The following is a 26,049-nucleotide window of genomic DNA, read 5'->3' as shown; positions in this document are numbered from 1 at the left end:
AACACCACAACCACCATCGAAATCACCGGCACCCAAAACAACCAAACCACCTTCACCACCACCACAACCGGACCCACCACACCACCCACCCCACCAACCACAACCAACCCGACCGACCCGACCACCGCCTGACCACCGAGCACCAACCCACCAGCCCTGAAGCGAGGTTGTTCGTCGAAGTCGAATACGTCGACGCGGTCCCCGACCGCCAGAACGTGAGGTCGAGGTCCACGAGCTACGTCCGACCAAGACGGCTGTGCGGCGCCCCTCGAACAAGCAGGCACACACGCACACACCCGCAGGTGCCCGTTCGGCCCAGCCCGGCGCCACACGAGCGCCAACGGCCGCAGCCCAGAGGCTGCCTTCAGGCTTGCAACAGGGACACCGTTCCCACGGCCGCGATCCGTTCGCCGGACTTCACGACGAAGCGCGAGGCGCCACCCTCGGCCACAACCTCTACGACCGCCCCTCGGCTTGGCACCGGCGCGTCAAGTCGCACGGCCATGCCGACCACAGCGGACGGCAGGGCTCCCCGGTAAAGCAGCGTCGCCTGTCTTCCTGCTTCCAGGACTGCGAGTGCCGGCAGCAGGGCGGGCCGGCCCGGAAGAAGCACCGGGTGCCCAGGGTCGCAGGGGACGATCACAAGCCGGCCTTGTGTTCCACGCGCGAGCAGCACGTCCGGTTCGGCCGACGTTCCGACGGCCGCCGGGGCAGGACGCAGCAGGCCCGGATCCGAAGTGGAGGCCGAGGCCGCCTCCGGTCCAAGATGTGAAGGGCGGGCCAGCGTCATGGCGCAGGTACCGAAGTGGGTGCCGGCGTGAAAGAACTCGGCCGTCAGCCGGTACGCGGCGACAGAACCGACGCGTACGACGAGATCGCTGATCGTGACGTGCATCAGCACGCTCGAGGCGGCGCCGCGCTCTACCGGTCGCACTCTCGAGTCCACTCCCAGGCTCACCGAGACGGGCTGGAGTCGGCCGGCATCTGGTCCCTTGAGATACCGCGGCTCCAGGGCAGCGGCGAGTTGGCGGGCCGACTCGGCCATGAGCAGGGGGTGATGCGTCACCGCGAGCGCGCGCTCGTTCAGAGCATGCCATCGAGGCCATTGGCACAGCGCTTCGAAGTAGCGGCTTCCGCGTTGACTCACCGATACGACCAGCATCGCCGACATCGACTCCAGCCCCAGCTCGCGCCATGTGGGCAGCATGTCCGGTCCGCTGTGGCGCTCGGCGGAGACCTCCTCGATCCCGCTGCAGAGCAGCTCCGTCACCGAACTCGTCTCCATCGTCACCATGTCTCGCATCAGCGTCTTCTCGCGTCCGGAAGGCGGACGGCCGCGGGTTGCGAACGCAGGCCGAACGCTATGGGTCACATTTCGCACCGAAGTGCCCGGATGGATGCGCGGTGCGTGAGGGCGGCGTCCGAGACCGGACCATGCCGGTCATGGAGGCCGCCCGCACAAGCAGCAGCCCGCGGCTCGCCCGCGACGAAGCGGGACGGCTGCGGAACACGCGGCCGGCTCGCCGGCTTCGGCCGAGGTGAGTCCAGGTTCACAGGCGGTCGCGGTGCGGCTCCGTGCCGAACGGAGCTTCTTCCCGGGCCCGTTCGACGGCCTGCCGCCGCGGCTGCCCATAGAGGGCCGTCGTCCTCACGTCCCCGCTGGAGCAGCTCGGTGCGAGGAGCGGGGAAGTCGGACTTCCTCCGCTCCAACGTCATGACCGACGCGGCCCCGTCGATCAGCGGTCGACCTCCACGGATTCGCTCATCTCGTAGTTGGCCAGCGCCAGCCCCAGGGCGAAGAAGGTGGGCGCCCACTCCCCCACGAAGATGCCCCAGCGGTCTGCCCGTTCCAGGTTCTCCTGCTTGTTGGAGGCCAGCCAGGAGACGAGTGAAAGGCCGATGGAGCCGAAGGCCGCGGCGTAGGCGTGTTCGCTCTGGACGCCGGCATCGTGCAGCTTCTTCACGATCATTAGCTTTCCTCTCGCCATGAACGAGCGACCTATTTTGGTCTGCTTTGTCACCTCATTCCTGTTTCATGCTGTCCGCAGATGCGAGGGTGATCCGCACGCGAGCCTCTCCGCGACGGAGCTCGGGCCCATCCCGCAAGGAGCGAGCGGGCACACAGTTCACGAGGCCGCGCGCTGGTGGGCCGGGAACGGGGGTGGGCGTGAGTGGCCTGCGGCCGGTCCGCTGCCGCATCCACGGATCGATCGCCCGCCGAAAGGGGAGGTGAGTCGTCCAACTGCCCCGCGTCCAACCGGGGCGAGGGAGGTGTGGCATGGTCATCAGCCATGCCGGGATCCTGGTTCCCGGCGCCACGGGAGTCCTCGGCACCGCTCTGGCTCTGCGGCTGCACGAGCAGGGAGCCGCCGTGGCCGTCGCAGGCCGCGACCAGAAACGTCTCGCCCGCGTCTCCCAGGCCTGCGGCAACGCCCCTGCCCGCGCTTTCGACGCCTACGACCTCGAACAGTGCGCACGCACGGTGGCCTGGGCCGCCGACCGACTCGGTGGGCTGGACGGTGTCGTCGTCTGCGTCGGCTGCGCCGCCTTCGGAGCGGCCGAGTCGGTGAGCGACGCCGTCGCCGAGCACCTGTTCACCGTCAACGCGCTGGCCCCCATGGCGTTTCTGCGAGCCGCCCTGCCCCTCCTCGAACCGGGCGGCGTGATCGCGGCGATCACGGGTGTCGTGGCCGACTCACCCCTGGCCGGCATGGCCGACTACTCCGCTTCGAAGGCGGGACTGGCCGCGTGGCTCCGGGCGGTCCGGCGCGAGCAGCGCGCGTCCGGGGTCACGGCGCTGGAGATCCGTCTGCCCCACGTGGAGACAGGATTCGGCGACCGAGCCGTTCTCGGAACACCCCCCGTGCTGCCGGCGGGAGTACCCGTCGCCGACGCGGTGGACGCGATCGTCGCCGCACTCTCGGCGGGCGCCCGTGTGGTCAAGCCGGGCCATGACGCCCCGCTCGACGTCGAGCGATAGGGCGGGCGGCCCAGGAGCAACCGTGCCCGACAGTGGATCGACCCGGCGGTATCACCGGACCATGCACCCCGTGGAGCCGGTGACCCCCCGCGCGCCACGGGAGTTGCGGCATACGTTGTTCCGGCAGGAGTGGCGCGACCTGGTGTTCTTGCACTGGCCCGCCGACCCGTTCCAGGTGGCCGGTCTTCTGCCGCCCGGCACCGTCCCCGACCTTCACAACGGCCGGGCGTACGTGGGCCTGGTCTTCTTCCGTATGCGCGATCTCTCCTTCGGTGGCGCCCCGGCGATCCCGTATTTCGGGTCCTTCGACGAGGTCAACGTCCGTCTCTACAGCCGTGACGCGATGGGGCGCCGCGGAGTGGTGTTCCGCTCGCTGGAATGCGACCGCCTGGTGCCCGTCCTGGCCGCCGACGCGTCCTTCCGGCTCCCGTACCGGTGGTCCCGTATCCACAGCCGGTGGTTCGACAACCGCCTGCTGTACCGGACCAGCCGCCGAGGGGCATCGAACGCCGAGGCTCGCGTGTGGCTCGAGGTGGACAGCGTCCCCATGGCCGCAGACCCCGTCGAGGAGTTCCTCACGAACCGCTGGGGACTCCACGGACACGCGTTCGGGCGCTCCTACTACCTCCCCAACACCCACCCCGAGTGGTCCTTCCGCCGCTGCTCCCTGCTCGGCTGGGACGACTCTCTCATCGCGGCCGCAGGTCTGTCCCGGCCGGAGGCGGCGCCGGTCAGCGTGTTGTACGCGCCTGGCGTGCCGGTGCGGTTCGGAACACCGGTATCACTGCCCAGCACCTGACGCGTCTGCGACCGGGCCGTCACGCGTGCCGTACTGGCGCCCGCTCCCGCACCACCGCTAGCAGGCGCGCGGTTCCCCATCGGGGCCCGCGCTCACGCCCGAGACACGCGCGGGTGGCGCACCCCCTGTCCGTGCCGCCCCCTGCGGGCGGACAAGCGGGTCTAGCCGCGCATGCCCGTGTCCGTGCCCGCCGCCGTGACCGGCTGCGAGCCGCCCACGGCATGGGTCCAATCCGATGCACAGTCGATGCATGTTGCCCGCTGCATCGATATTTCGGATGGTGGCAGAGCGGGAATCGCCCCGCGCGAATCGATGCGCCAGACACCACAACAGACGGTGAGACCTTGCAGCGGTCGCCTCTGTCGGAGAGATGGCGTGATCCGCCCTGTTCGAGGAGCAGTCGCCATGACCTCACAGCAGATGACAGAGCAGCCCCTTGAGAGTGCTCCGCTCGCGGCTCCCCTTCAGGGGGCTGTCCCTGATGCGGAACTCGCCTCAGCGTTCGCCCGCGGCGACGAGCAGGCCCTGTCCGGGGCGTACCACCGATGGGGTCGCCTGGTGTACACCCTGGCCTGGCGCTCTCTCGGGGACGCGGCCGAGGCGGAGGACGTCACGCAGGTGGTGTTCCTCGCCGCGTGGCGGGGGCGAGCCGGCTTCACACCCGAACGTGGCGCCCTGGCAGCGTGGATCGTCGGAATCACCCGGCGCAAGATCGCCGACGCGTTGCACGCCAGGACACGCAGGGCCGACCTGGTGGCGGCAGCGGGGGCCATCGTGAGCACGCGGGTACGCCCCAGTGAGCCCGACGCGGTGCTGGACCGCGTCCTCATCCGTCACGAGCTGTCGAAGCTCCCGGCGGCGCAGCGGCGCGTGCTCAGCCTCGCCTACTACGACGATCTCACGCAGACCCAGATCGCCCAGGTCACCGGCTTGCCGCTGGGAACGGTCAAGAGCCACACCCGTCGCGGGCTGTACGGCCTGAACCGTTGCCTCCGAGAGGTCGAGGACAGCGTTCGTGCGTGACCCCTTCGAGCTTCGAAGAGCGTGAACGTGACTGCTGGATGGCTCCGGCGGTCGGCGACTCCCCACTTGTCGCTACCGTTCACGCCTTGCGGCGTCGACCAGTCGCGGGACTGACCATCGAGGACACGAGCCAGGACATCGGCCCGCCGTGCCCCGGCGTCAACCACGACGACATGGTCATCCTCGTCCTGCGCAAGCCCGGGTACCCCTGACACGCCGGGCGCCTGACACGCGGGGCGCCTGACAGGGCGACGCGCGCCTGCGTCCGGCTTCGGCTCCAGAGGCCCGTCAACATGAACAGAAGCATCGAGACGGGCACGGGTACCACAGGCGATCAGCCGTCTCGTCGGCCCAGCACACGACGGGCCGCCTCCGCCTCTGCCGCGGGCGGCGACAACTCGTCGAGCGTGTCGAGTTCGTCGTCGGACTCCAACTCGCTTTCCCAGGCCGCAGCGAGGCGCTCCTGCTCTTCGCTCGGTTCCGCGTCGACAGCCTGCCGGTCCTCCGGGTTCAGAGCCGCCAGAAATCTAGCCACCGAGTCCATCGGCATGCCGTACTCCTCGTCGCTGGAAAGCGTGTTGATTCCCGCCCAGCATGGCCAATCGGCTTTCGGCCGGTGGCCTGACACGGCTTCAGCACACTCGGATGGCCCCAGCCCGAACGTGCGGGCGCTGAGACCTGACGTGCGACGGGCCCGAGGTTCAAGACGACGGACCGGGTACGTGGCGGCCGGCTCCCCGCGCTATGCCGCGAGCGCGGCAGGCTCACCGAGGCGGGCGGCCGCCGTCCTCCACGCCGTGGTCACCGCCGTACGAGCCCGTGCCGTGCGAGCGGCGTTGTCACCGGTCAGCACGATCGGGGCACCGACGTGGACGTGCAGATCGGGCCGGCGCAACGGCGCTGTGACGAGGCCCGCGACCTGCTTGATCTTGCTGCCCGAGGTGACACGGCGGGCGCCGGCCTGGCCGACCGGCACGACAGAGGCGCCGGTGCGCTCGACGAGGCGCGCCAGACCGGTGCGGAAGTCACCAGGGGCCGCCTCGGCGGCATCCCTGCGGCGGGGCAGGCCGCCCTCGGCGTAGATGAGAACCAGTCGGCCTTCCTCGAGGGCCCGTGCCGCCAGGTCGAGCGCTCCGGCGGCTCGCCGGTCACGCCGGTGGACAGGGATATGACCTTCGCGGGTGAGAGATCGGCCCAGCAGCGGGATGTGCCACAGCCCGGCGGTGGCCATGATGACCGGCGTGACGTCCAGGCGGTACAGAGCGGCGATCACGACGGCGGGGTCGGCCAGGGACGTGTGGTTCGCGACGACGATGCTCCCCGGCGCGAAGCTCGCACCGGGGTCACACGTCACGGACAGCCGTCCGACGGCGGATACCAGAGTGCTGGCGGTACGGCTGAGCATGAACGGGCTCCCGGCCACTCGGCGATTGATGAACTCCATCGTCGAGGCCCGTCCCGGCCATGGCATGAGCTGTCGTACTCATCTTCCCGACCGCTCTACCCAACGCGATTGCCTACCTGCAACGAGCTCTCCGGCGCCCGGACCAGCATCCGGGCCGGCACCCGCACCGGCATCCGAACCGGCATCCGACCGGTGCCCTGACCGCCGCGAGCCATCAGAGGCCGGGCCCGACCGGCCACACTCCGCGGCACGTTCCCGGGTCCGGGCGCTCCACGGCAGCAGAGGACCATTCCCTTGGCGGAGGACCATTCCCCTGGACGATTCCTCTTGCGCGATATTGCCTGGTCAGCGTGGGGTGACAGGCCCCTTCAGGAGCTGATATGAAGATCGCACAGCTCGGCGGTTACTCGTGTAGGTCCCCGGAATTCACGCACCGGCGATCACACGTGTCTGACGGGTCACCGACGCCCAGCCCACACCGTCTGTCTCACCGCCCCGCTCCCGAACGTCTCCCCGCCAGGAAGTCGTTCACTCCTCAGCCGTTCGCCCCTCAGCCGTTCCCCCTCCGTCCTTCGCCCCTCGGGAATCCGCCATGCCCTCCTCCTTCCGTCCCCGCGTGGCCGTCGGCTTCCTGCTGGCAGCCGTCGCCGTTCCCGCCCTCGCCGCCTGCGCCACCGACTCCGCCCCGCGTCGTGCTGCTGCCGCTCCGGCCGTCGTACCGTCCGAGCCGGGTCCGTTCGGCCCCCGGACCCTCGCGTCCAAGCCCCGTGAACTCGACGACAAGCCGGTAGCGGTCGGAGCCGGTGTCGTGCTGACGCTGCCGGACGACAGAACGGCACTTGTCGCCTCCGATCCGGCCACCGGCGCTCAGCGGTGGAAGTCGTCCGCACAGTTCTCGTATGGCGAGCAGGTCTGGCCCGTCGACGGTGACTTCATCGTCAACTGGGCCAACGTGACACCCAAGGGAAGCGACCGGAGCGTCGTCGGCAGTTTCGTGGCCCGCCTCGACGGACGAACCGGAAAACCTGTCTGGGCCACCAGGATCACCGATGTGGTCAGCCGGGGTGAAGACATCCGGTTCCGCCCGAGGGCGGATGCGGTCCTGGTCTCCGGGGCTTCGTCGTACGGCTGGGTGTGCGCTCTGGACCTGGAGTCGGGCAAGATGCGGTGGTCGCGGAACAGCTATGACGGAATGGCCGACAACTTCGGCTCCGGCGACATCGGCGGCAACTACGCCCTTCTCTACCAGCAGTCTGACTCGTACACGGACGCGGGGCGCCTCATCCGCGTCGATCCCCGCAAAGGCACCGTCCGGTGGACGGCCGCGTTGGGCAAGGCGTACGGCACGACCGTCTACAACGTTCGCCATCACATAGTGGTCTCCCGGAAGGGGCGCGAGGGGGACGGAACCGTGCTGTTCCTCAACAGTGCCACCGGCAGACGAGTCGCCAAGGTGCGTGGCGAGGTCCGGGCGGAGGACGACAGCATCGTCGTGGTGGCCTCCGAACGGGGTGTGACCGCCTACGACCAGAGCGGCGACAAGCGCTGGGAAGTCACCGGGCTCACGGTCGAGGACGGGCAGCGTGGCTTCAGCGACGGCCGAACCGTCTACTTGCTCACCGGCAGCAAGGCGGATGGCACGCTCAGCCTGGTGGCCCTCGACGCCAGGAGCGGCAAGCAGGTGGCCCGCCTGACGCATCAGTCGGAAGCGGAACTCCTCGGCACGGTCCACGGCTTCCTCGTGGCCGAAAGCCCCTATGGCCGAAGCGGGCTGGTCTTCTCCGCGAAGCGGAGCCGGTGAAGCGGCGGTTGGAGACCTCCTCGAGGCACGGTGGCACGATGCGGCCATGGGAAACATCTACGACTACTACGCGGCCACCGACGACACGCAGGCCCTCGCACTGTTCCAAGGCCACGGCATGGCCGACCCGTTCGGCACGCTCGGCCTCAAAGGGGCCGATCCCTACATGCTCCTCGGAACGGTCGAGGCCCACCTGACCGGACTGTCCGAGGAGCGGGTGGAAGCCGACCCGCGCTTCTGTGAACTGCTCAACGACCCTGCGGACGAAGGGCCTTGGCTCGTCTCGCTCACGGACTCCCTCCGTGACGCCCTCGCCGAGGCCACCCCGGAGCACCTGCTCGCGGCCGCCGCCGCATGGACCCGCACCGAAGACGGTCGCGGGGTGGACCCTGAGCTGATGGCCGACTTCCTGGGGCGCCTCGGCGAACTCGCGCGCGACGCCGCGCCGGAACGACGCCTGTACTGCGGCATGTCCTAGTAGGGACGGTCACCGGAAATCGAATGGGCCTGAACGGCCGTGGTCTGGCACGATCCGTGAGTGTCCGTTTCCCTGTACGAATCTCATGTGACCGTCCGCTGTGCCGACTCCGACGAGTGGGTTCGCCTGCGGCGGTGGGCGGCCTTGGGCGGGCTCAAGGTGACGCACATCGTGCTGGCGCGCGGCAGGATGCCCGAACAGCCCATGCTCACCCTGTCCGGCTCCCCGTCGTACAGGCAGGAGGCCGAGCGGGTGCGGGACGTGGTGGCGCGGCTCCGCGCGGCCGGCTTCGATCCGGTGCGGGTGAAGACCGAGTGCACGCCGTGGGCGGCGGAGGTACCGGATCGTCTCGGAAGGGACGACGAGCGGTACTTCGAGCACCATGTGAAGCTGCTGCTCGACGCGGGCACGGATCTGACCGCGCTCGCGGCCCGCGTGATGCCGCACGGCGCCCATCTGTCGTGGAACGCCTCGCGTGTACGGGCCGGCGCGCGGCACGAGCGGTTCGTGACGCAGCGTTGCCGCGAAGTCGGTTCCGATGAGGCGGGGTTGGCCTTGGAGCGGTTGCTCAGGGAGCTCAGCGGATGCGAAGTGGTGAGCGTGGAGCGCGAGTTCGTACTCCATGACAGTGACCTGTCCGTGGACGACGGTTGGATCGAGGAGCCTGTGGGGGTACGGACGTGAGCGGGAAGGCGTGGAAGGGATTGGGCCGGCGGGACACGGACTTGCCCCGAGAGCCGTTGGACGAGGCGACGCGCGAGGCCGAGGACCTGCCGAAGACGCTGGCGTGGGTGCCGGGTGACGACGTGGTGCAGCGACCCGTCTTCGACCCGTCGCTGAAGCACCATCAGAACGCGTACCGCGCGACCGACCCGCGGTTCGGGGATCCGGCGCGGGGCACGGCATGGCGGACGGCCCGGCGCCGGGCCCTGCATCTGGTCCTGGACGCGATCGCCACGTCGCAGTGGGTGGACGCCCTGGTGCTGCGCGGCAGTGTGCTGATGTCCGTGTGGTTCCCTGACTTCGCCCGCGAGCCCGGGGACCTGGACTTCGTCGTCGTCCCCGACACCTGGGGAATCGACGACGGCCGTACGGACCCGATGCTGCACGGGATCGCTTCGGCGGCGCAGGCGCTGGCCGCGGCGCGCGGAGAGGGAGTGGACATCTCGGCGCGAGGTGCGGTGGTCGAGGACATCTGGACCTATGACCGGGTACCAGGCCGCCGCATGGTGCTGCCGTGGTCGTCGCCGGGGCTGCCGGGCGGCCACGTCCAGCTCGACTTCGTCTTCAACGAGCAACTGGCCGAGGCGCCCCGTCGAACCGAACTGCCGGGCGGCACCGTCGTACAGGCGGCCACACCTGAGCTGTCGCTCGCCTGGAAGCTGATGTGGCTGATCAATGACATACACGGACAGGGCAAGGACTTGTACGACGCCGTGTTGCTGGCCGAGCGGCATCCGCTCCGCTACGAGCTGCTGCACGAGGTGTTTCGGCTGTCGGGCGAATGGCCGTATCCGCAGCGCGAGAAGATCCTGTACGAGGACGTGGTCGAGGCCGTCGGGTATGTGGAATGGAACCACTTCGTCACCGAGTACCCGCAGTTCGGGGATGCCGAGCGGGAGTACGTGGAGCGGCTGCTGCGGGCTTTGACGACGACGTTTCAGGAGCGCGGCGCCGACTGACGCTCATCACCTCAGGCTTGACGCCGACAAGCGCAGGCTTGAAAGCCCACGGCTCGGCACGAGAACGACAGGCGCGCGACGGCCTGCGGCGGCAAAGAGCCGTCGCAGGCCGTCGCCCGACCGGAGTCGGCGCCGTCGTCTAGCAGGTCTTGCGTACGTAGCCGCTGCTGCCCGCCGGTTTGACGTCCACGTCGCGCTGGACGATGCTCAGCGTGCCGCCCCACCCGTTGCAGGCCTTGGACCTGCCGGAGTTGGTGTACTCGATAACTATGACGTTGTTTCCGAAGGCGCTGGTGTAGTCGCCGCACTCGTCGTACTGGCCGCACTCCTCGGCCACGGCGAAGTCCAGCCCGTTGGCGGTGTGGTTGCCCGCCAGCTCGGGCGTGTTCTTCTGGGCGATGGCCAAGCCGTCCGTGTGGGCGCGGGCGGAGAGCAGCTTGATGTACGCCTGCGCGTTGCCGGCCGTCAGGCGGTTCCCGGAGCGGGTGTAGCTGTCGTAGTTGTCGGGCTCGATCGCCTGGAAGCCCTTGGACTTGCAGCGGTCGATCAGACTTCCGATCTTGGCCGCGATCCGCTGGCGCTTGCCGTCGGTGCCGATGTCGAGGAAGGCCTCGCCCCAGTCCTCGTCGTAGACGACCTTGCCGGAGGCGTCGCGCAGCAGCAGGTCGGAGTCCCACTCGCCCTCGGCACCCGGCTGTGCCTGGAAGGCGTTGACGTAGCAGATGTTGTACAGGCCTGCCGCCGGGGAGGCGGCGTTGTCCCGGGTGACGACCTTGACTCCGGCCGGCGGGGTGTAGGCACCGCCGATCTGATAGTCGAAGCCGACGTGGGTGGGCGGCAGGGGCACGGAGGCCGCCTGCGCCGAGGTCGCCGGGGCGACCAGGGCGCCGACCAGCGCTGCCGCGCCGATGACGGCGCCCGTGAGGGTGCGGGAGGTTCGGCTGAATTGGCTCATGTGGATGAGCTCCCATGGGGGGAGAGGGCACGTCCCCGCCTCGGACGGGTCAGAACGTCCTGGCGACTTGGGCCGGGCTCGTGGCGCGAAGCCTGCATACCGGCTGGGCGTGTCTCTGCACACGGAGCACGGCTCCGGTGTTGTCGGGGAGTAAAGCGACTGCCCGGGGAGATGTCAACGCCGGAACGCCTCACCCACGCCGTGCCGCGCCTCCTCTCCCCTGCCGTGCCGAATCTCCTCGCTCACGCATTCCGGGGCTCGTCGCTCGCCGCGGCACGACCGAGACGCCGCACGTCGCCGCCCGCGAAGCCATCGCGACCGGCCCGTCGGCCACCATGTCCCAGCGTTCGGGTGCCAAACCGGTCGACGCTCGACCGGCACCGTGAAAATCGCTCGCTCTGTCATGTCCGCGCGGGGACCCTGGAGGCATGGAGTTCCTCTGCTACCACCGCGACCGGCCCGGCTCCGGGCCACTGCGCGACGAACTGCTGGAGAAGCATTGGTCCTACATGGACCAGTACGCGAAGGAGATGATCGCCCGGGGCCCGACCCTCACCGACGACGGTGACACGGCCACCGGCAGCGTGCACATCCTCGATCTGCCCGATCACGTCACCGCCCGCGCGTTCGTCTTCGACGAGCCCAACTACCAGGCAGGCGTCTACCGGGACGTGCTGCTACGACGCTGGCGCAACGTGCTGGGACGCACCATGTGGGACTTCCCCGGCGGCCGGACCGGCGGCAACCGGTATCTGGTGATCGGTCTCGGCCAAGGGCGGGCCGCCGACCTCGCTCTACCGCACGACACGGACGACCTGATCGCCTACGGGCCTCTGCTGTCCGACGACGGCACCACCTGGCTGGGCACGGCGGTGCTGCTCCGGGCCACGGACCCGGAAACGGCGCGCGCCGTGCTCACCGCGGACCGGTACGCCGACATCGAGGTGCACAACTGGCAGTTCGGCGGGCGGCCTTCCTGACCGAGGACGTCCGGAGCGACCTTCACGGTCTGCGTGACGCGCGACCGCAGACGTCACCGCCGAAGACCCGGCTCGCTCGGGAGGTCGCCGGCCGGCCGAACTCGTCGATGAAGCGGACGTGTTCGGCCGCGTCCGGCGCCTCCGAGCCGCCGATGGGGCCTGGCCGACCGCTCAGACCGCGTCGAGTCCGGCTGTCTGCCGTGCGGTGCCCCTGCCCTGGACCAGGCTGGACAGGGACAGGGCGCCGGGTCCGAAGAAGACCAGGAGCAGGAACGCCCAGCAGAACAGCGCGGGCGACAGGCCGCCGTTCTGCAAGGGGAAGAGGCCGTTCTTCTGGTGCTCGGTGAAGTAGGCGAAGGCCATGGCACCGGAGCTGAGGAACGCGGCGCCGCGCGTCGCGGCACCGAGGAGTACGAGGACACCGCAGACCAGCTCGATGACACCCGCGTACCAGAACGGCCAGTCCCCCACGGGGCTGCTCTGCCGCCCCAGTATCCCGAAGAGCGTGGCGGCGCCCTCGCTGGCGAAGAGCAGGCCGAGGACGATGCGGAACAGGCCGAGGACGAGGGGCTGGTGGCTCGACAGCCGGTCGCTCAGGGGTGCGGTGCTCATGGGTGCGTACTCCTTGGGTCGGTCGGGTGCGTACCCGGGTGCCGTGAGGGAACGGGCGTTTTGAGAGACCCCGTCCCCATTCCTCTTACGTGCGTGCGGGATCTTCGGTTCAGCGCATCATCCTGCCGGTTGCCGCCCCGCAACAGTCAACCCTCGAAGCCCGGCCTTTCCTGCGGCGCGGGAGCATCCCTCGGGGGATGCCTCGACCCGGCGGGCAGGTCTCCGTGTCACTTCGACCGGATCAGTCGCGCCTGTACGCCGTAGTGGTCGGAGAGGTAGGCACGGCGGCCGTCGTCCAGTGTCACCTCGTCCTGGAACACGAAGTCGGCGCCGCCGGTCAGGGTCTCCCCCGCCGCCGCTCGGACCAGGACATGGTCCAGCGCCGGCGGCGTGGGCCATTGCGGGGTGGGCCGGTAGGTCGGACGCGTGTCGCCGGCGAGGACGTCCCGTAGCCCTGCCGCTGCGGCGAAGTCGGCGAGCACGGCCGAGTCCCGCGGGACGTTCAGGTCGCCCACCACGACGACGGGCACGGACGGGCCGACGCCCTCGATCAACCCGGCCACCAGAGCGAGTTCAGCTTCGGCGATCCGCGTGTACCGGTTCGCCGGGGACCAGTCGTCGTCGCGGTTGGCCGACAGGTGGGTGTTCACGATCACCAGCTCGCCGTCCGGTGTGGCTATGGACGCCACCTGGGCGCCCTTGCGCATGAAGAACTCGCCGCGCACCGGGCTCGTCATCGGGTACCGCACGAACCGCCGCTCCTTGATGGGCCACCGGGAGAGCAGGACCAGGCCGCCCTTGAGCAGGACCGTGCCCGAGCAGGCGAAGTGCCCGTACGCGGGAGCGGCACAGCGGATCAGCCGGGCGTTGCGGCGGAACATGACCTCCTGCAGACACACGATGTCGTAGTCGGACTCCTGGAGCGCCGCCCCCAGGGCACGCAGCCGAGCCGGGACGTCTCCGGTGAAGAGGGTGTTCATGGTCAGCAGTCGCAGGGGCTTCACGAACCTGTCACCTTCCGTCCGGCGGCCTGTCCGGCCGTGCGGGGAGCCGCTCACGGCGTTGATCGTATGGTGTTCACGCCCTGAGCGGCGCTGAGCTGTCTTTATCCTCTGGCGCCACTGGGGCAGTGCGGGCAGGGTGCGTGGCATGACAGACACTTCCGACGCTGCTTCCACGGATATGGGCGACCGTCAGGCGATCGAGCGCCTCCTCGGCCGTCCGTTGAGTCGGACATGGCCGACGGGTGCGCTGGCACCCGGCAGCCGCGTCCGGGTCGTCCGCGCCTCGGACTGGGACGGTCCTTGGCAGGTCGAGTTTTCCGGAACGATCGATGCCATGGGTGCGCCCGAGCACGGCGACCATGTCCAGTCGTTCAGTGGCGAGTTGCTGTACTGGGTCGCCTTCGACACGCCGCAGTACGACAGCGACGGGGACGGTCCCTATCGCAAGGCCCAGATCTGGGGGCGGTACCTGAGGGCCGAGGCCGGTTTCCCGGCGTAGACATGTCGCAGGTCACGTCGCCGCGCTCGAATCGCCCGTGGAACCGACGGCATCCTGCTCGGTCGGCCGGGCCCGGGTCGTCGATGGCACAGCAGGTTCCAGGCCCGATGCCGGGGTCTGGCTCGCCGCGTCCGATCGGATGACCGGTCGGTGTGGCGTGCACGGTGCTGTCGGGTGCGGGCCTAGCCTCTCCGCGTCCGGGCTTTCCTCCGTTCTGTCCGGGTCCATGGCACTGGTCAGGAAGGAGTGTGGGGTGGCGCCTTCGTCCGGCAACCGTGGCCTCCTGCGGGTTCTGCTCGCACTGTGCCTGTCGTCAGCTCTGCTGGCCGGCTGCGGCAGCGAGAGTGGCGGGCCGGTGACGCTCAACTGGTACAACTTCCCCGATGATTCGGGTGCGCTGGCGAGTGCGGCCAAGGCCTGTTCCAAACGGTCCGGCGGGCGCTACAGCATCAGTTACAACAAATTGCCCCGCACCGCGGACGGGCAGCGTCAGCAGTTGGTGCGCCGACTGGCCGCGAAGGACAACACGGTCGACATCATCGGACTGGACGTCACGTGGCCCGCCGAGTTCGCGGAAGCCAAGTGGATCCTGCCGTGGACCGGGGCCAACCGCGCGGCGGCCATCCGGGACACCCTGGAGGTCCCGCTGCGGACGGCCACATGGAAGGGGCGGTTGTACGCCGTCCCGTACAACACGAACACCCAACTGCTCTGGTATCGCAAGGACCTGGTCCCCACGCCGCCCGAGACCTGGGCAGAGATGCTGCTGATGGCCGGCCGCCTGGCGAAGCAGGGCAAGCCCCACTACGTGGAGATCCAGGGCGCGCAGTACGAGGGACTCACCGTGTGGTTCAACTCGCTGGTGGAGAGTGCCGGCGGCTCCATCCTCAACGCGACCGCCACGGCTCCCAGGTTGGGCCCGCCCGCCGTGCGCGCGGCCTCCATCATGAAGACCCTGGCCACCTCGGCCGCGGCCGACCCGTCCCTGTCCAATCAGATGGAGGACCAGAACCGGCTGGCCATGGAGTCCGGCAGCGCGGCGTTCGAGATCAACTACCCCTTCGTGTATCCATCGATGAAGGCCAACAACCCCAAGCTCTTCAAGCAGTTCCGCTGGGCGCCCTATCCCGCGGTCGAGAAGGGCAGGCCCGCCAAGCCCACCATCGGTGGCATCGACCTGGCCATCGGCGCCTACACCCGTCACTCCGAGTTCGCCTTCGACGCGGCGCTGTGCCTGCGGAACCGGCAGAACCAGTTGACCGCGGCACTCGAGGGCGGCCTGCCGCCCACGCTCCGCCCGCTCTACTCGGATCCCGCTCTCGTCAAGAACTACCCCTTCGCATCCACGGTCCTGGCGGCCCTGGAGAACGCCAGCATCCGGCCCAAGACCCCCGCCTACCAGAACGTGTCCATCGCGATCTCGCACACCCTGTCGCCGCCGAACGGGATCCAGCCGAGACCGGACGTGCAGAAGATCAGTGGCCAGATCAAGGACGCCCTCGACTCGAAGGGGCTGATCCCGTGACCCAGTCGGCTCCGACCGCCCCTGAGCACGCACCGGTGCCCAAGGAAGGCCACGCTCTGTCCGAAGGGGCCCGGCAGGAACGCCGGTTGGGCTGGCTGCTGTGCGCGCCGGCCGTGATCGTCATGCTCGCCGTGACCGCCTACCCCATCGTCTACGCGATCTATCTCTCGCTCCAGCGGTACGATCTGCGCTTCCCGCAACAGGCGCACTTCGTCGGCTTCAGCAACTACGGTGCCGTGCTGTCCTCCGAGTTCTGGTGGCAGGCGCTGTGGGTGACGGTGTTCATCACCGTGGTGTCCGTGGCCGTGGAGCTCGTCCTCGGATTCGCCCTGGCGCTGGTCATGCACCGCACCATCTTCGGGCGCGGCACGGTTCGTACCGCGATCCTGATCCCGTACGGCATCGTCACCGTGGTCGCCGCCTACTCCTGGCAGTACGCCTGGACCCCGGAGACCGGCTATCTGGCCGACCTGCTGCCCTCGGGTGACGCGCCGCTGACCGAACAGTGGCCGGCCATCGGTCTGATCATCCTGGCGGAGGTGTGGAAGACCACCCCCTTCATGGCCCTGCTGCTGCTCGCCGGTCTCGCCCTCGTGCCGGAGGAGACGCTGCGCGCGGCCCAGGTGGACGGCGCCGGTGCCTGGCAGCGCTTCTTCCTGGTGACCGTGCCCCTGATGAAGCCGGCCATCCTGGTCGCGCTGCTCTTCCGGACCCTGGACGCCTTCCGGATCTTCGACAACATCTACATCCTCACGTCCGGCGCCCACAACACCGGCTCGGTGTCCATCCTGGGCTACGACAACCTCTTCACCGCGCTCAACCTCGGCATCGGGTCGGCCATCTCCGTACTGATCTTCCTGTGCGTGGGGCTGATCGCCTTCGCCTTCATCAAGCTGTTCGGGGCAGCCGCCCCCGGCGCCCAGGAAGGGGGACGCTGATGTCCGCCGCCGGACGACGACGGAAGTCGGGGTGGGCCGTCGTCAACATCCTCGTGATCGCCTACGCGCTCTTCCCGGTCTGGTGGATCATCGCGCTGTCCTTCAAGGACCCCAGCACCCTCACCGACGGGAGCTTCATCCCGACGAAGTGGACGTGGGAGAACTACCGCGGGATCTTCCAGACCTCCGAGTTCACCCGGGCTCTGATCAATTCCATCGGCATCGCCCTCATCTCCACGGTGATCGCGGTCGTGCTGGGCACCATGGCGGCATACGCCGTCGCCCGGCTCCGGTTTCCCGGCAAGAGCCTGCTGATCGGGATGTCGCTGCTCATCGCGATGTTCCCGCCCATCTCGCTGGTCTCGCCCTTGTTCAACATCGAGCGGATCATCGGCATCTTCGACACCTGGACCGGCTTGATCATCCCGTACATGACCTTCTCGCTGCCGCTGGCCATCTACACGCTGTCGGCGTTCTTCCGGGAGATCCCCTGGGACCTGGAGAAGGCGGCCAAGGTGGACGGGGCCACCCCGGCGCAGGCGTTCCGGCTGGTGATCGCTCCGCTCGCGGCGCCGGGCGTGTTCACGACGGCGATCCTGGTGTTCATCTTCTGCTGGAACGACTTCCTCTTCGCGATCTCGCTGACCTCGACCTCGGCGGCGCGGACCGTGCCGGCGGCCATCGCCTTCTTCACCGGGAGCAGTCAGTTCGCCCAGCCCACCGGTTCGATCGCCGCCGCCGCGGTGGTGATCACCATCCCCATCATCGTCTTCGTGCTGCTCTTCCAGCGGCGCATCGTGGCCGGGCTCACCTCCGGAGCCGTCAAGGGCTGACCGGCGGCAGCCGTTCGTCAGGACAAGAAGGACCGACCGTGGCAGAGATCGTTCTCGAAGGCATCACCAAGCGCTACCCCGATGGTGCGGTGGCGGTGAAGGACGTCAACCTCAGTGTCGGGGACGGCGAGTTCGTCATCCTCGTCGGTCCCTCCGGCTGCGGTAAGTCCACCACCCTCAACATGATCGCCGGGCTGGAGGACATCACGGAGGGACGGCTCCTGATCGACGGCGAGGTCGTCAACGACAGGACTCCCAAGGACCGTGACATCGCCATGGTCTTCCAGAGCTACGCCCTCTACCCGCACATGAGTGTGCGCGACAACATGGGCTTCGCGCTCCGGCTGGCCAAGGTGGACAAGGCGACCATCCGCGAGAAGGTCGAAGAGGCCGCGCGCATCCTGGATCTGACGGACCATCTGGACCGCAAGCCCGCCAACCTCTCCGGCGGTCAGCGCCAACGCGTCGCCATGGGACGGGCCATCGTGCGCGACCCGAAGGCGTTCTTGATGGACGAGCCGCTCTCCAACCTGGACGCCAAGCTCCGCGTCCAGATGCGCACCCAGATCTCCCGCCTCCAGCAGCGCCTGGGCAGCACCACGGTCTACGTCACCCACGACCAGACCGAAGCCATGACACTCGGCGACCGGGTGGTGGTGATGCGCGGTGGGGTCGTGCAGCAGATCGGAACCCCGCAACGGCTCTACGAGCAGCCGAAGAACCTCTTCGTCGCCGGTTTCATCGGGTCGCCCGCGATGAACTTCCTGCACGCCACCGCGGAGGGCGGCCGCCTGCACACGTCGGTGGGCGACCTCGACCTCAGCGACCGGCTGCGCCGCACGCTCGAACAGCACAACGCCCCCAGGGACTTGATCGTGGGGCTGCGACCGGAGGCCTTCGAGGACGCCGCCCTCGTGGACCAGAGCAGGTCGGAATCGGGTACGACGTTCAGCGTGGACATCGACGTGGTCGAATCCCTCGGATCGGACGTGTACGCGTACTTCACCGAGGACGAGTGGCAGCCGACCGCCACGTCCGAGCTCGCCGAGCTGGCGGCCGACTCGGGGACGACCGACACCGGGGCGGGTGGGCATCAGATCGTCACCCGTCTCGACGCCTCCACGCGGGTCCGCGAGGGCGGCCGGGCCGAACTCTGGGTGGACACGGCCAAGATGCACGTCTTCGACCCGTCCTCCGGGGCCAACCTGACCCTGACCGAGGACTCCGACACCTGACCGAGGAGCGCGGCACCCGACCGAGGAGCGCGGCACCTGACCGGATCAGGCGTCGCCGCCGAGAAGGCCCACCGCTTGCGGGACCGTCGTCCGCAGTTCCCTCACCAGTGCGCGGACGACGGCCGTTGCGGCCAGTTCGGAGGTGGTGACGTACCCGATCTGGCGTGTCGGGCGTTCGAGGCCGAGGTCGGTGATCCCCACCGTGTCCGCGGCTCCGGTCAGGGAGAGCGCCGGCATGATCGCCATGCCGTGACCGGTGCTCACCAGGGAGAGCACCGCTCCGTCGTCCTCGGCCTCGACGGTCGCCTTCGGGATCCAGTCCTGTCCCGCCCACCAGTCGCGGGTGTAGGAGCCGCAGTTCTCGGCCCAGTCGACCAGCGGCAGCGAGCGCGGAGCGGTGTGGCCCGTCGGGTGCACCAGGGCGTACGGCTCTTCGAGGAGCCGGCGCGCGACCAGGCCCGGTGGAAGCGGCACGGAGCCGCCCAGGGTGGCGATGGCCACGTCGGCTTTCCCGTCGGCCACTTCGCCCGCCGTGCCCCTCCCCACCTCGCGGACGATCCGCACCCGGGGTTCGATGCCGGGACAGCGGGCACGCAGCCGCTGGAGGACGGGCGGTAGCAGGTGGAGGGCCGCGCTGCGGAAGGCCGCGATGCGCAGCGGTCCCTCCACGGTCTCGGACCGGGCCGCACCTCGTGCCTCGGTGGCCAGGACGTCCAGCAGGCGCAGAATACGGCGGGCGTGCGCGACGGCCTTCTCCCCGGCAGGTGTGGGCCGGGCTCCGGTGCGGCCGCGGTCGAAGAGCACGGCTCCGATCGTGCGCTCGCTGCCGCGTACCGAGTGGGAGACCGCCGACTGGCTCACACCGAGTGCCTCGGCGGCGGCCGAGAAAGCTCCGGCGTCCGCGACCGCCACCAGCGTCCGCAGTTCCTGCGGGGTGAGATCGGAGTCGGTCGTGCGGGCCACGGGGCGCTCACCTCACGGTATGAGAACTGCTCATGGAAGGGTGTGTCGCATGAGGCCAACCGTCTGACCAGGTGCCGCATTCCCGTCCTACGGTCCGGGGCATGACCGAGACCGCGCTCACCGTGCAGCAGACCGCCCGCCCCTCCGGCTTTCCGGCCTCCGGGCACTTCGCCTTCGTCGAATCCCCGCTTCCCGAGCCGGCCGTCGGCAGCGCGCTCGTGGAGAACCTCTACTGGTCCGTCGATCCGTATCACCGCGAGATGATGGACGACATGCCCGGCGGTTTCGCGCTCGACACCCCGCTGGAGGGCCGCGCCATCGGACGGATCATCGCCTCGCGCACGCCTGGGCTCGACGAGGGCGAGATCGTGTTCCACCGGAAGGGCTGGCGCACTCACGCGGTCGTCACGCCCGAGGAGATCCGCAGGCTGCCCCGCTTCGACAAGGTGCCCCTGACGGCGTACTTGAGCACGCTCGGCGGCACCGGCCTGACCGCCTACGTCGGCCTCACCCGGATCGCCCGGCTCCAGGAGGGCGAGGATCTCTTCGTGTCGGCCGCGGCGGGCGGGGTCGGCACGGCGACCGCGCGCTTCGCCCGACTGCTTGGTGCGGGACGGCTCGTGGGCAGCGCCGGTTCGACGGCGAAGGCCGGTCACCTCACACGGGAGGTGGGCTACGACGCCGTCTTCGACTACCACGACGGACCCACCGCCGATCTGCTCGCGAAGGCGGCGCCGGGCGGGATCGACGTGTTCGTCGACAACGTCGGTGGTGAGCAACTGACCGCCGCCGTGGGAGCGTTGCGTGTGTTCGGACGCATCGTGCGCGTCGGCACGATCAGCCAGTACAACACCGCCGGCACGTCGTCGCCTCGCTTCGACCACGCGGACATCGTGGAGAAGAGCCTTCGCATGGAGGGCTTCCTGGTCAGCAACTACATCGACCTGCAAGAAGAGTTGTACGAGTTCGCGGTACCGCATCTCCAGAGCGGCCGGCTCGCCCTCGACGAGACGGTGGTCGACGGTTTCGAGCACATCGTGGACGCGTTCCTGGGAATGCTGCGGGGCGAGAACACCGGCAAGATCATCGTGCGGGATCGCACGCAGGCACCACCGGCGGTCTGAAGCCCGGCTCGTCGGCGCGGACCGTCGCCTTCAGTCTGGTGACGCATTGACCTTCCCATCGGTGTGATGGTTGTGCAATCGAGTCATGGACAGGGACTTGATGGACAGCGACTCGTTTCGGTTCGGCCTGGCGTTGGAGGGCACGGGCTGGCACCCCGCGTCGTGGCTGGTGTCGCCGGTGACGGATGCCGAAGAGATCTTCGGAAGCGGCTATTGGATGAGTTGGGGCCGCGCGGCAGCCGCCGGCGGCGTCGACTTCGTCACGCTCGAGGACGGCCTGAGCCTGCAGACCGACCGTTTCGCCACCGCCGACCACGCCCGTGACCGGGTGCGCGGCAGGCTTGATCCCGTGGTCACCGCGGCGGTCCTGCTGGCGACGACGGACATCGGCGAGGTGGTGGTCTCACGCAACGTCACGCACACCGATCCGTTCCATGTGGCCGCGCAGATGGCGTCCTTGGCGGCGATCGGGCCGGGCCGGGTGGTGTGGCGGCCACAGGTCTCCGCCGACGCGCGCGACGCCGTGGTGGTCGGTGGCCGGGCCACGCCAGGGTTGCAGCCCGAGGACGTGTACGTCCCGACCCGCATCGCGCGACGGCTGCGGGATCTCTTCCGTGACGCCGAGGACTACGTACGGACGGTGCGCGAGCTGTGGCACACGTTTCCCGGCGAGAGCCTGGGCTCCGGGGACACGTTCCTGCGCCGGGACATGGTCGCTCCGCGCGAAGTCACCGGGACGGAAAGGTATCCGGCGGCCGGCCCGCTGACCGTGCCGGTGCTGAGCGTCCCGAGGGTCGCGGTGCTCGCCCATCACGCCTTGGAGCCCTACCGATTGGCGGCCGCCGTCGCGGACCGGGTCTTCGTCACCCCGTCCGAGGAGCATCCGATTCCCTCGCTCCTGCAGGCGTTTCGTGAGGTCGAGCGACTGACACCGGACGCGGTCGAGACCGAGGTGTACGCGGACGTCGCGGTGGTGCTGGGCGACACCGAGGAGCACGCCGAGGCCAGGCTGGCCCGGCTGAACGAGGCCGCCGGCCTTGTCTGGGCACAGGACACGTACGTGTTCGTCGGCACCACGGAGCGCCTCGCCCGGGAACTGGCCGACTGGCGCGAGCGGTTCGGGCTGCGCGGGGTTCGGCTGCGCCCCGCGGTGCTCGCGGAGGACGGCGACAGAATCGTCCGTGAGCTTGTGAGGTGAGGAACTGGCCTCAGGTGCCGCGCCGTTGATCAGACGACCGGCCTACCGGGTGCGACCGGGGCCCGGTGCTGCTCCACCTCGGCCAGGTACTCGGTCATCGCGTCGCGATTCCGGGTGAGCGTCTCGATCCGGTCGGTGAGCTTGTCCCGCTCCGAGGTCAGCAATGCCAGCATCTCCGGGGTGGCGTCCGGGAAGTGAATGGACCTGGGCTTGTCCAGACACGGCAGGATCTGCTTGATGAGCCGGGTGGGCAGCCCAGCGGCCAGCAGGCCACGTATCTGCTTCACCCGGTCCGCGTTCCGCTCGTCGTAGTCGCGGTATCCGTTCGCCGACCGATCCGGCACGATCAGGCCCTGCTCCTCGTAGTAGCGCAGCAGGCGCCTGGACACTCCCGAAACGCGGGACAGTTCACCGATTCGCATCCGCTCGAGGTTAGCCGCCCGGCCCGGGCTTGACCATCACATGTATGTGAGGGTTTCACGATCAGTGCATGACGACGACAACAGCCTCTCCGACACGACGTGTTGTCCTGCCGTGGTCCGCGCTGCTGGCACTGGGCACCGCGGTCTTCATCACCAGCCTGACGGAAACCCTCCCGGCGGGCGTACTCCCCCAGATGTCCTCCTCTCTCGGCGTCAGCTCCGGCGCGGCGGGCCAGGCGGTCACCGTGTACGCCACCGGTACGGCGCTCACCGCCATTCCGCTGGCCGCCGCCACGGCGCGAATCCGGCGCAAGCCGTTGCTGCTGGGCGCCATGGCCGTCTTCCTGGTCGCGAACACCCTCACCGCCGCCGCGCCCACGTACGCGGTCCTGCTCGCCGCACGGTTCCTCGCCGGGGTCGCCGCCGGACTCGCGTGGGCGATCCTCGCCGGATACGCGCGGCGCATCGCGCCCGCCGGTCAGGAAGGCCGTGCCATCGCGATCGCGATGACCGGGATCCCCCTCGCGCTGTCGCTGGGCGTTCCCGCCGGGACGCTGATCGGGGAGCAGATCGGGTGGCGCGTGTCCTTCGCCACCGTCTCGGTGGTCACTCTCGGCGTCCTCGGGTGGATCACGTTCGGGGTTCCCGCCGTCAGCCGGCCGACGGCAACCTCCGAGAAGCGGAAGCCGACCACATTGGAGACGCTACGGGTCCCCGGCGTCACGCCCGTCATGGTCGTCGTCGTGACCTTCGTCCTCGGCCACACCGTCATCTACGCGTACATCGCGCCGTACCTGGGGCATGCCGGCCTCGGCTCCGCGGCGGACGCGATCCTGCTGGCCTTCGGCATCGCGTGCCTGGTCAGCATCTGGTACACCGGCCGTCGCATCGACGGCCGTCCGCGCGAGCTCGCGCTGACCGCGGCGACCCTGTTCACGCTCGCCACGGCCGCCTTCGCCGTCACCACGGCACAGGGCGTCGTCTGGGTGGCGGCCGTCGTGTGGGGTCTGGGGTGGGGTGCCGCGCCCACGCTCCTCCAGACCGCGGCCGGTCATGCCGGGACACGCCGGAGTCCAGCGGTCGCCGACACCGCGCAGGCCATCCTCGTGACCTTGTGGAACGCGGCCATGGCGCTCGGCGGCATCATCGGCGGCCTCCTCCTGCAGCGTGTCGACGTCACCGCGGACGCGACCGCCGCGGCGGTGCTCGGAGCCCTCAGCCTGGCCGTGATCTCCCTCGCGCGACGGCACGCCTTCGCGCCGAGCCACCAGGACACACCGTGACCTGCGCCAACGGATCGCTGTCCGTGGCTCTGAAGGACACCCCTACCTCGGCACGGTGGGAGCGCCCAGGTCACCGGCGTACTTGTCGATGTGCGCGTCCAGCGCCGCGAACGTCGCTTCGGGACGCTCGATGTGCGGCAGATGGCCGGCCTCGGCGATCGGCTCGAAGCGCCCTCGGGCGAACGCCCGCGCGTAGGCCTGCCCGTACGCGGGTGTGACGATGCGGTCGCTCTCACCCCAGACCAGGAGCGCCGGGATCCGCACCCGTGCGAGCCGGTTCAGGAGCTTCGGGTCGTGCATGTACGGGTCGCCGGCCAGGAGGTGGAGCGTGGCCATGTTGGCCTGCTGGACCGCGATCCGCTCCTCGGTGAGAGTGGCCGGGTCCACCGCGAAGCGGGCCGGATCATGGAACGAGTACGCGGCGATCTCGTCCGGCCGGAGCCCGAAGATCTCGCGGACGGGCTCTCCCGGGACGGCCACACCCGCGGCGTTGACCAGGACCAGCGAGCTGATCACCGCGCCGTCGTCGCGGAAGGCCATCTCCGCCGCGGTCCAGCCGCCGAGCGACGAGCCGACGACGAGGACGTCGCGGTGACACTCGTCCCTGAGCCAGTGCAGATAGGCGATCGCCAGGTCGTCGACGCCGGTGAACCAGCCAGGGCGCTCGGTGCCGTTCCAGCCCGGGTGGGTGGGCACGACGGATCGCATGCCGTGCCGTTCGGCCAGATGTGCGGCTATGCCCTGGACGGTGGCGGGTCCGCCGCCACCGTGCAGGACGAGCGCGAGGCGGCCGTCGGCGGGGCCGGTCTCGGTGAGGGTGAGCGGGAGGTCGGGGCGTGAGTGGACGGTACGGGTTCGCATCTCGGTGGAGGTCATGCACTCCACGGTATCTACGTATACGTATATACGCAAGCTTAGATTCTGGACTAGGATGCGGCCATGACCGCGAACCATGAGGAACCCAGGGCCCGAAGCGCAGCCGGCACGGCCGCCACCAGGACGCCCGACGCCACCGGCACCGGCTCCGCGTCCGATCTCGCCGCTCCGGCCTCCCTGGACCCGGGCTCGTCCGCCGCCCCCGTGGATATCGAAGAGCTGGGGCGCGCCGTGAAGGAGGCGCAGTACCGGCACCACCGCGCGCTCGACACCCGTCTCTCGGCGGTCGGCACGACCCTGGCGCAGTGGGACGCGCTGCGGGCCATCGCCCGTACGCCCGGAGCATCCGCACATGAACTGGCGGTCGCCACCTTCCAGGGCGACCAGTCCTTCGGCACCCTGGCTTCCCGCCTGGCGTCCCAGCACCTCATCGAGCGCCGTCCCGGTCGCGGTCGGCGGATCGAGCACCACCTGACGGAGACCGGCGAGCGCGTCCTGGCGGCGGGGCGCACGGTCACGCGCGAGGTCCTCGCCGCGTCCTTCGACCCGTTGGACGAGACCGAACGCGCCACGCTGCTCGGGCTGTTGCGCCGCATCGGCGCTCCGAATGAGAGCCTCTAGGATCGGCGACCATGGCGCTCCCGCGCCTCGCGAGAGCTGATGTGCTGACCCGCGCTTCCGCCCTCGTGGCGGGCCCGTAACCCGCCCCCAGGTGGCGGCCGGTCGCCCTGTAGCGTCCGCTCCGTGATCGAACTCGACGCGCTCGTCCGGCTCTGCCCGCCGCCCGCCGATCCGCCACCCGAGGTGAACTGGGCGCGAGCCGAGCATGCCCTGGGTGCGGCTCTGCCGGCGGACTACAAGGTGCTCGTCGAGACGTACGGCGCCGGGATCTTCGACGAGACCATCTGGCTGCTCGTCCCCGCCTCCGCCCACGACGAGTGCGACCTGCACGCGCAGACGGCGGAGCGCGACGAAATCCTGGCGGACCTTTGGGAGTTCGAGGAGAAGCCCGCCGGGCTGCGGGAGGCGGGGGCGCGGGTCCTGCCGTGGGCGTTCGAGGAGGGCAGCGGGGCGTTCCTGTACTGGCTGGCGCGGCCCGGTCAGCACCCCGACGAATGGACCCTGCTCTACAACGAGGGGCGCGGCCCGCTGTGGGAGCGGCACGACATGGGCTGCCTCGCCTTCTTGTCGGCGGTGCTCGGCGGGACCGCGGCAACGGAGTACTTCGGCAGCCTCCGTGAAATGGCGAAGCCTGGAGTCCACCGCTTCGCGACGGCGGGCGCGATCTTGGGAACGGCCGGAGAGTGAGGTGTCGGGTGCTCTCGACGGATCCGTAGGCGCTTCGCGGAACGCCGGCGCTTCCGGGTCCGGGCCCGCTCCTAGTTCGGCTTCTAGGCCGGGACCGGAGCCGGGCGACGTGTCGGACGTGTCCGC

29 protein-coding genes are annotated in these 26,049 nt (G+C 69.5%); 19 read left to right on the top strand and 10 right to left on the bottom strand.

Annotation, left to right across the window (positions count from 1 at the left end; translation table 11 throughout):
• Positions 1-364: 364 nt before the first annotated feature.
• Entirely contained in the window at positions 365-1,303 is a 939-nt protein-coding gene (locus ACZ4TO_RS38560; RefSeq protein ID WP_468026680.1) for a hypothetical protein, read from the bottom strand.
• Between the two features lie 433 nt (positions 1,304-1,736).
• Positions 1,737-1,970 carry a hypothetical protein gene (locus ACZ4TO_RS38555; protein WP_382778286.1) on the bottom strand — a complete coding sequence of 78 codons (234 nt, stop codon included), beginning with the start codon at positions 1,968-1,970 and terminating at the stop codon, positions 1,737-1,739.
• Positions 1,971-2,278: 308 nt separating this feature from the next.
• On the opposite strand from ACZ4TO_RS38555, the gene ACZ4TO_RS38550 reads away from it, so the two are divergent.
• The 4 genes from ACZ4TO_RS38550 (at position 2,279) to ACZ4TO_RS38535 (ending at position 5,014) form a co-directional block, all read left to right on the top strand.
• Positions 2,279-2,980, top strand: a complete 702-nt coding sequence (locus ACZ4TO_RS38550; protein WP_468026679.1) for an SDR family NAD(P)-dependent oxidoreductase — start codon at positions 2,279-2,281, stop codon at positions 2,978-2,980.
• 22 nt (positions 2,981-3,002) lie between these two features.
• Positions 3,003-3,779, top strand: coding sequence for a YqjF family protein (locus tag ACZ4TO_RS38545; protein WP_382778288.1), 777 nt, complete (start codon positions 3,003-3,005; stop codon positions 3,777-3,779).
• Positions 3,780-4,184: 405 nt separating this feature from the next.
• A complete protein-coding gene (locus ACZ4TO_RS38540; RefSeq protein WP_468026678.1) occupies positions 4,185-4,802 on the top strand; it encodes a sigma-70 family RNA polymerase sigma factor in 618 nt (205 codons plus the stop codon).
• A gap of 86 nt (positions 4,803-4,888) precedes the next feature.
• Entirely contained in the window at positions 4,889-5,014 is a 126-nt protein-coding gene (locus ACZ4TO_RS38535) for a hypothetical protein (protein WP_468026677.1), read from the top strand.
• 122 nt (positions 5,015-5,136) lie between these two features.
• On the opposite strand, the gene ACZ4TO_RS38530 is transcribed toward ACZ4TO_RS38535, so the two are convergent.
• Positions 5,137-5,352: a hypothetical protein gene (locus ACZ4TO_RS38530; protein WP_382778291.1), complete on the bottom strand. Its 216-nt coding sequence runs from the start codon at positions 5,350-5,352 to the stop codon at positions 5,137-5,139.
• 192 nt (positions 5,353-5,544) lie between these two features.
• On the bottom strand, positions 5,545-6,207 hold the full coding sequence (locus ACZ4TO_RS38525) for a lysophospholipid acyltransferase family protein (protein ID WP_468026676.1): 663 nt from the start codon (positions 6,205-6,207) through the stop codon (positions 5,545-5,547).
• A gap of 592 nt (positions 6,208-6,799) precedes the next feature.
• On the opposite strand from ACZ4TO_RS38525, the gene ACZ4TO_RS38520 reads away from it, so the two are divergent.
• The 4 genes from ACZ4TO_RS38520 to ACZ4TO_RS38505 are packed head-to-tail and all read left to right on the top strand — an operon-like array spanning position 6,800 to position 10,168.
• Positions 6,800-8,008 carry an outer membrane protein assembly factor BamB family protein gene (locus ACZ4TO_RS38520; RefSeq protein WP_385041979.1) on the top strand — a complete coding sequence of 403 codons (1,209 nt, stop codon included), beginning with the start codon at positions 6,800-6,802 and terminating at the stop codon, positions 8,006-8,008.
• A 46-nt stretch (positions 8,009-8,054) separates the two neighbouring features.
• The gene (locus ACZ4TO_RS38515; RefSeq protein WP_468026675.1) at positions 8,055-8,486 is read left to right on the top strand and encodes a hypothetical protein; all 432 of its coding nucleotides are present in this window, start codon (positions 8,055-8,057) and stop codon (positions 8,484-8,486) included.
• A 60-nt stretch (positions 8,487-8,546) separates the two neighbouring features.
• Positions 8,547-9,170 (top strand): hypothetical protein, encoded by a 624-nt coding sequence (locus ACZ4TO_RS38510; RefSeq protein ID WP_385041977.1) that lies wholly within the window; start codon positions 8,547-8,549, stop codon positions 9,168-9,170.
• The gene (locus ACZ4TO_RS38505; RefSeq protein ID WP_468026674.1) at positions 9,167-10,168 is read left to right on the top strand and encodes a nucleotidyl transferase AbiEii/AbiGii toxin family protein; all 1,002 of its coding nucleotides are present in this window, start codon (positions 9,167-9,169) and stop codon (positions 10,166-10,168) included. Before ACZ4TO_RS38510 ends, ACZ4TO_RS38505 begins: the two co-directional genes overlap by 4 nt.
• A gap of 139 nt (positions 10,169-10,307) precedes the next feature.
• Here ACZ4TO_RS38505 and ACZ4TO_RS38500 read toward each other — a convergent pair whose 3' ends face one another.
• Positions 10,308-11,123, bottom strand: coding sequence for an endo alpha-1,4 polygalactosaminidase (locus ACZ4TO_RS38500; RefSeq protein ID WP_468026673.1), 816 nt, complete (start codon positions 11,121-11,123; stop codon positions 10,308-10,310).
• Between the two features lie 428 nt (positions 11,124-11,551).
• Here ACZ4TO_RS38500 and ACZ4TO_RS38495 point away from each other — a divergent pair, with 428 nt between their 5' ends.
• Complete coding sequence (locus ACZ4TO_RS38495) at positions 11,552-12,103, top strand: YciI family protein (protein ID WP_468026672.1); 552 nt, start codon at positions 11,552-11,554, stop codon at positions 12,101-12,103.
• Between the two features lie 171 nt (positions 12,104-12,274).
• Here the strand turns inward: ACZ4TO_RS38495 and ACZ4TO_RS38490 are convergent, their stop codons facing one another.
• Both ACZ4TO_RS38490 and ACZ4TO_RS38485 read right to left on the bottom strand, forming a co-directional pair.
• A complete protein-coding gene (locus tag ACZ4TO_RS38490; protein ID WP_385041969.1) occupies positions 12,275-12,715 on the bottom strand; it encodes a DoxX family protein in 441 nt (146 codons plus the stop codon).
• Between the two features lie 227 nt (positions 12,716-12,942).
• A complete protein-coding gene (locus ACZ4TO_RS38485) occupies positions 12,943-13,719 on the bottom strand; it encodes an endonuclease/exonuclease/phosphatase family protein (protein WP_468026671.1) in 777 nt (258 codons plus the stop codon).
• A gap of 145 nt (positions 13,720-13,864) precedes the next feature.
• On the opposite strand from ACZ4TO_RS38485, the gene ACZ4TO_RS38480 reads away from it, so the two are divergent.
• The 5 genes from ACZ4TO_RS38480 (at position 13,865) to ACZ4TO_RS38460 (ending at position 18,749) form a co-directional block, all read left to right on the top strand.
• On the top strand, positions 13,865-14,218 hold the full coding sequence (locus tag ACZ4TO_RS38480) for a ferrous iron transport protein A (protein ID WP_468026670.1): 354 nt from the start codon (positions 13,865-13,867) through the stop codon (positions 14,216-14,218).
• A 253-nt stretch (positions 14,219-14,471) separates the two neighbouring features.
• Entirely contained in the window at positions 14,472-15,743 is a 1,272-nt protein-coding gene (locus tag ACZ4TO_RS38475) for an ABC transporter substrate-binding protein (RefSeq protein WP_468026669.1), read from the top strand.
• Positions 15,740-16,681 (top strand): carbohydrate ABC transporter permease, encoded by a 942-nt coding sequence (locus tag ACZ4TO_RS38470; protein WP_468026668.1) that lies wholly within the window; start codon positions 15,740-15,742, stop codon positions 16,679-16,681. The genes ACZ4TO_RS38475 and ACZ4TO_RS38470 overlap by 4 nt, the downstream gene beginning before the upstream one ends.
• The gene (locus ACZ4TO_RS38465; protein ID WP_382778304.1) at positions 16,681-17,514 is read left to right on the top strand and encodes a carbohydrate ABC transporter permease; all 834 of its coding nucleotides are present in this window, start codon (positions 16,681-16,683) and stop codon (positions 17,512-17,514) included. Before ACZ4TO_RS38470 ends, ACZ4TO_RS38465 begins: the two co-directional genes overlap by 1 nt.
• A 38-nt stretch (positions 17,515-17,552) precedes the next feature.
• Complete coding sequence (locus tag ACZ4TO_RS38460; RefSeq protein ID WP_382778305.1) at positions 17,553-18,749, top strand: ABC transporter ATP-binding protein; 1,197 nt, start codon at positions 17,553-17,555, stop codon at positions 18,747-18,749.
• A 45-nt stretch (positions 18,750-18,794) separates the two neighbouring features.
• Here the strand turns inward: ACZ4TO_RS38460 and ACZ4TO_RS38455 are convergent, their stop codons facing one another.
• Positions 18,795-19,712, bottom strand: a complete 918-nt coding sequence (locus ACZ4TO_RS38455) for a LysR family transcriptional regulator (protein WP_468026667.1) — start codon at positions 19,710-19,712, stop codon at positions 18,795-18,797.
• 101 nt (positions 19,713-19,813) lie between these two features.
• Here ACZ4TO_RS38455 and ACZ4TO_RS38450 point away from each other — a divergent pair, with 101 nt between their 5' ends.
• Together ACZ4TO_RS38450 and ACZ4TO_RS38445 are read left to right on the top strand one after the other, a co-directional pair.
• Positions 19,814-20,836 (top strand): NADP-dependent oxidoreductase, encoded by a 1,023-nt coding sequence (locus ACZ4TO_RS38450; RefSeq protein ID WP_468026666.1) that lies wholly within the window; start codon positions 19,814-19,816, stop codon positions 20,834-20,836.
• Between the two features lie 85 nt (positions 20,837-20,921).
• On the top strand, positions 20,922-22,034 hold the full coding sequence (locus tag ACZ4TO_RS38445; protein ID WP_468026665.1) for an LLM class flavin-dependent oxidoreductase: 1,113 nt from the start codon (positions 20,922-20,924) through the stop codon (positions 22,032-22,034).
• 29 nt (positions 22,035-22,063) lie between these two features.
• On the opposite strand, the gene ACZ4TO_RS38440 is transcribed toward ACZ4TO_RS38445, so the two are convergent.
• On the bottom strand, positions 22,064-22,456 hold the full coding sequence (locus tag ACZ4TO_RS38440; protein WP_468026664.1) for a MerR family transcriptional regulator: 393 nt from the start codon (positions 22,454-22,456) through the stop codon (positions 22,064-22,066).
• A gap of 68 nt (positions 22,457-22,524) precedes the next feature.
• On the opposite strand from ACZ4TO_RS38440, the gene ACZ4TO_RS38435 reads away from it, so the two are divergent.
• A complete protein-coding gene (locus tag ACZ4TO_RS38435) occupies positions 22,525-23,739 on the top strand; it encodes an MFS transporter (RefSeq protein ID WP_468026663.1) in 1,215 nt (404 codons plus the stop codon).
• A 42-nt stretch (positions 23,740-23,781) separates the two neighbouring features.
• On the opposite strand, the gene ACZ4TO_RS38430 is transcribed toward ACZ4TO_RS38435, so the two are convergent.
• Positions 23,782-24,615, bottom strand: a complete 834-nt coding sequence (locus ACZ4TO_RS38430) for an alpha/beta fold hydrolase (RefSeq protein ID WP_468026662.1) — start codon at positions 24,613-24,615, stop codon at positions 23,782-23,784.
• A gap of 204 nt (positions 24,616-24,819) precedes the next feature.
• On the opposite strand from ACZ4TO_RS38430, the gene ACZ4TO_RS38425 reads away from it, so the two are divergent.
• Positions 24,820-25,236: a MarR family winged helix-turn-helix transcriptional regulator gene (locus tag ACZ4TO_RS38425; RefSeq protein WP_468026685.1), complete on the top strand. Its 417-nt coding sequence runs from the start codon at positions 24,820-24,822 to the stop codon at positions 25,234-25,236.
• Positions 25,237-25,359: 123 nt separating this feature from the next.
• Entirely contained in the window at positions 25,360-25,923 is a 564-nt protein-coding gene (locus tag ACZ4TO_RS38420; RefSeq protein WP_468026661.1) for an SMI1/KNR4 family protein, read from the top strand.
• The last annotated feature ends 126 nt before the right edge of the window (positions 25,924-26,049 follow it).

The sequence above is a fragment of the Streptomyces sp. NPDC028298 genome (assembly GCF_055565895.1).
This window is presented reverse-complemented; position numbering and strand designations above follow the sequence as displayed.

What these genes read in the sequence shown, in the direction of transcription:
- ACZ4TO_RS38560 (WP_468026680.1), bottom strand. Translation starts at nt 1,303, where the DNA reads ATGCGAGACATGGTGACGATGGAGACGAGTTCGGTGACGGAGCTGCTC.
- ACZ4TO_RS38555 (WP_382778286.1), bottom strand. Translation starts at nt 1,970, where the DNA reads ATGATCGTGAAGAAGCTGCACGATGCCGGCGTCCAGAGCGAACACGCC.
- ACZ4TO_RS38550 (WP_468026679.1), top strand. Translation starts at nt 2,279, where the DNA reads ATGGTCATCAGCCATGCCGGGATCCTGGTTCCCGGCGCCACGGGAGTC.
- ACZ4TO_RS38540 (WP_468026678.1), top strand. Translation starts at nt 4,185, where the DNA reads ATGACCTCACAGCAGATGACAGAGCAGCCCCTTGAGAGTGCTCCGCTC.
- ACZ4TO_RS38530 (WP_382778291.1), bottom strand. Translation starts at nt 5,352, where the DNA reads ATGCCGATGGACTCGGTGGCTAGATTTCTGGCGGCTCTGAACCCGGAG.
- ACZ4TO_RS38525 (WP_468026676.1), bottom strand. Translation starts at nt 6,207, where the DNA reads ATGCTCAGCCGTACCGCCAGCACTCTGGTATCCGCCGTCGGACGGCTG.
- ACZ4TO_RS38520 (WP_385041979.1), top strand. Translation starts at nt 6,800, where the DNA reads ATGCCCTCCTCCTTCCGTCCCCGCGTGGCCGTCGGCTTCCTGCTGGCA.
- ACZ4TO_RS38515 (WP_468026675.1), top strand. Translation starts at nt 8,055, where the DNA reads ATGGGAAACATCTACGACTACTACGCGGCCACCGACGACACGCAGGCC.
- ACZ4TO_RS38500 (WP_468026673.1), bottom strand. Translation starts at nt 11,123, where the DNA reads ATGAGCCAATTCAGCCGAACCTCCCGCACCCTCACGGGCGCCGTCATC.
- ACZ4TO_RS38495 (WP_468026672.1), top strand. Translation starts at nt 11,552, where the DNA reads ATGGAGTTCCTCTGCTACCACCGCGACCGGCCCGGCTCCGGGCCACTG.
- ACZ4TO_RS38490 (WP_385041969.1), bottom strand. Translation starts at nt 12,715, where the DNA reads ATGAGCACCGCACCCCTGAGCGACCGGCTGTCGAGCCACCAGCCCCTC.
- ACZ4TO_RS38480 (WP_468026670.1), top strand. Translation starts at nt 13,865, where the DNA reads ATGACAGACACTTCCGACGCTGCTTCCACGGATATGGGCGACCGTCAG.
- ACZ4TO_RS38465 (WP_382778304.1), top strand. Translation starts at nt 16,681, where the DNA reads ATGTCCGCCGCCGGACGACGACGGAAGTCGGGGTGGGCCGTCGTCAAC.
- ACZ4TO_RS38450 (WP_468026666.1), top strand. Translation starts at nt 19,814, where the DNA reads ATGACCGAGACCGCGCTCACCGTGCAGCAGACCGCCCGCCCCTCCGGC.
- ACZ4TO_RS38445 (WP_468026665.1), top strand. Translation starts at nt 20,922, where the DNA reads ATGGACAGGGACTTGATGGACAGCGACTCGTTTCGGTTCGGCCTGGCG.
- ACZ4TO_RS38440 (WP_468026664.1), bottom strand. Translation starts at nt 22,456, where the DNA reads ATGCGAATCGGTGAACTGTCCCGCGTTTCGGGAGTGTCCAGGCGCCTG.
- ACZ4TO_RS38435 (WP_468026663.1), top strand. Translation starts at nt 22,525, where the DNA reads ATGACGACGACAACAGCCTCTCCGACACGACGTGTTGTCCTGCCGTGG.
- ACZ4TO_RS38430 (WP_468026662.1), bottom strand. Translation starts at nt 24,615, where the DNA reads ATGACCTCCACCGAGATGCGAACCCGTACCGTCCACTCACGCCCCGAC.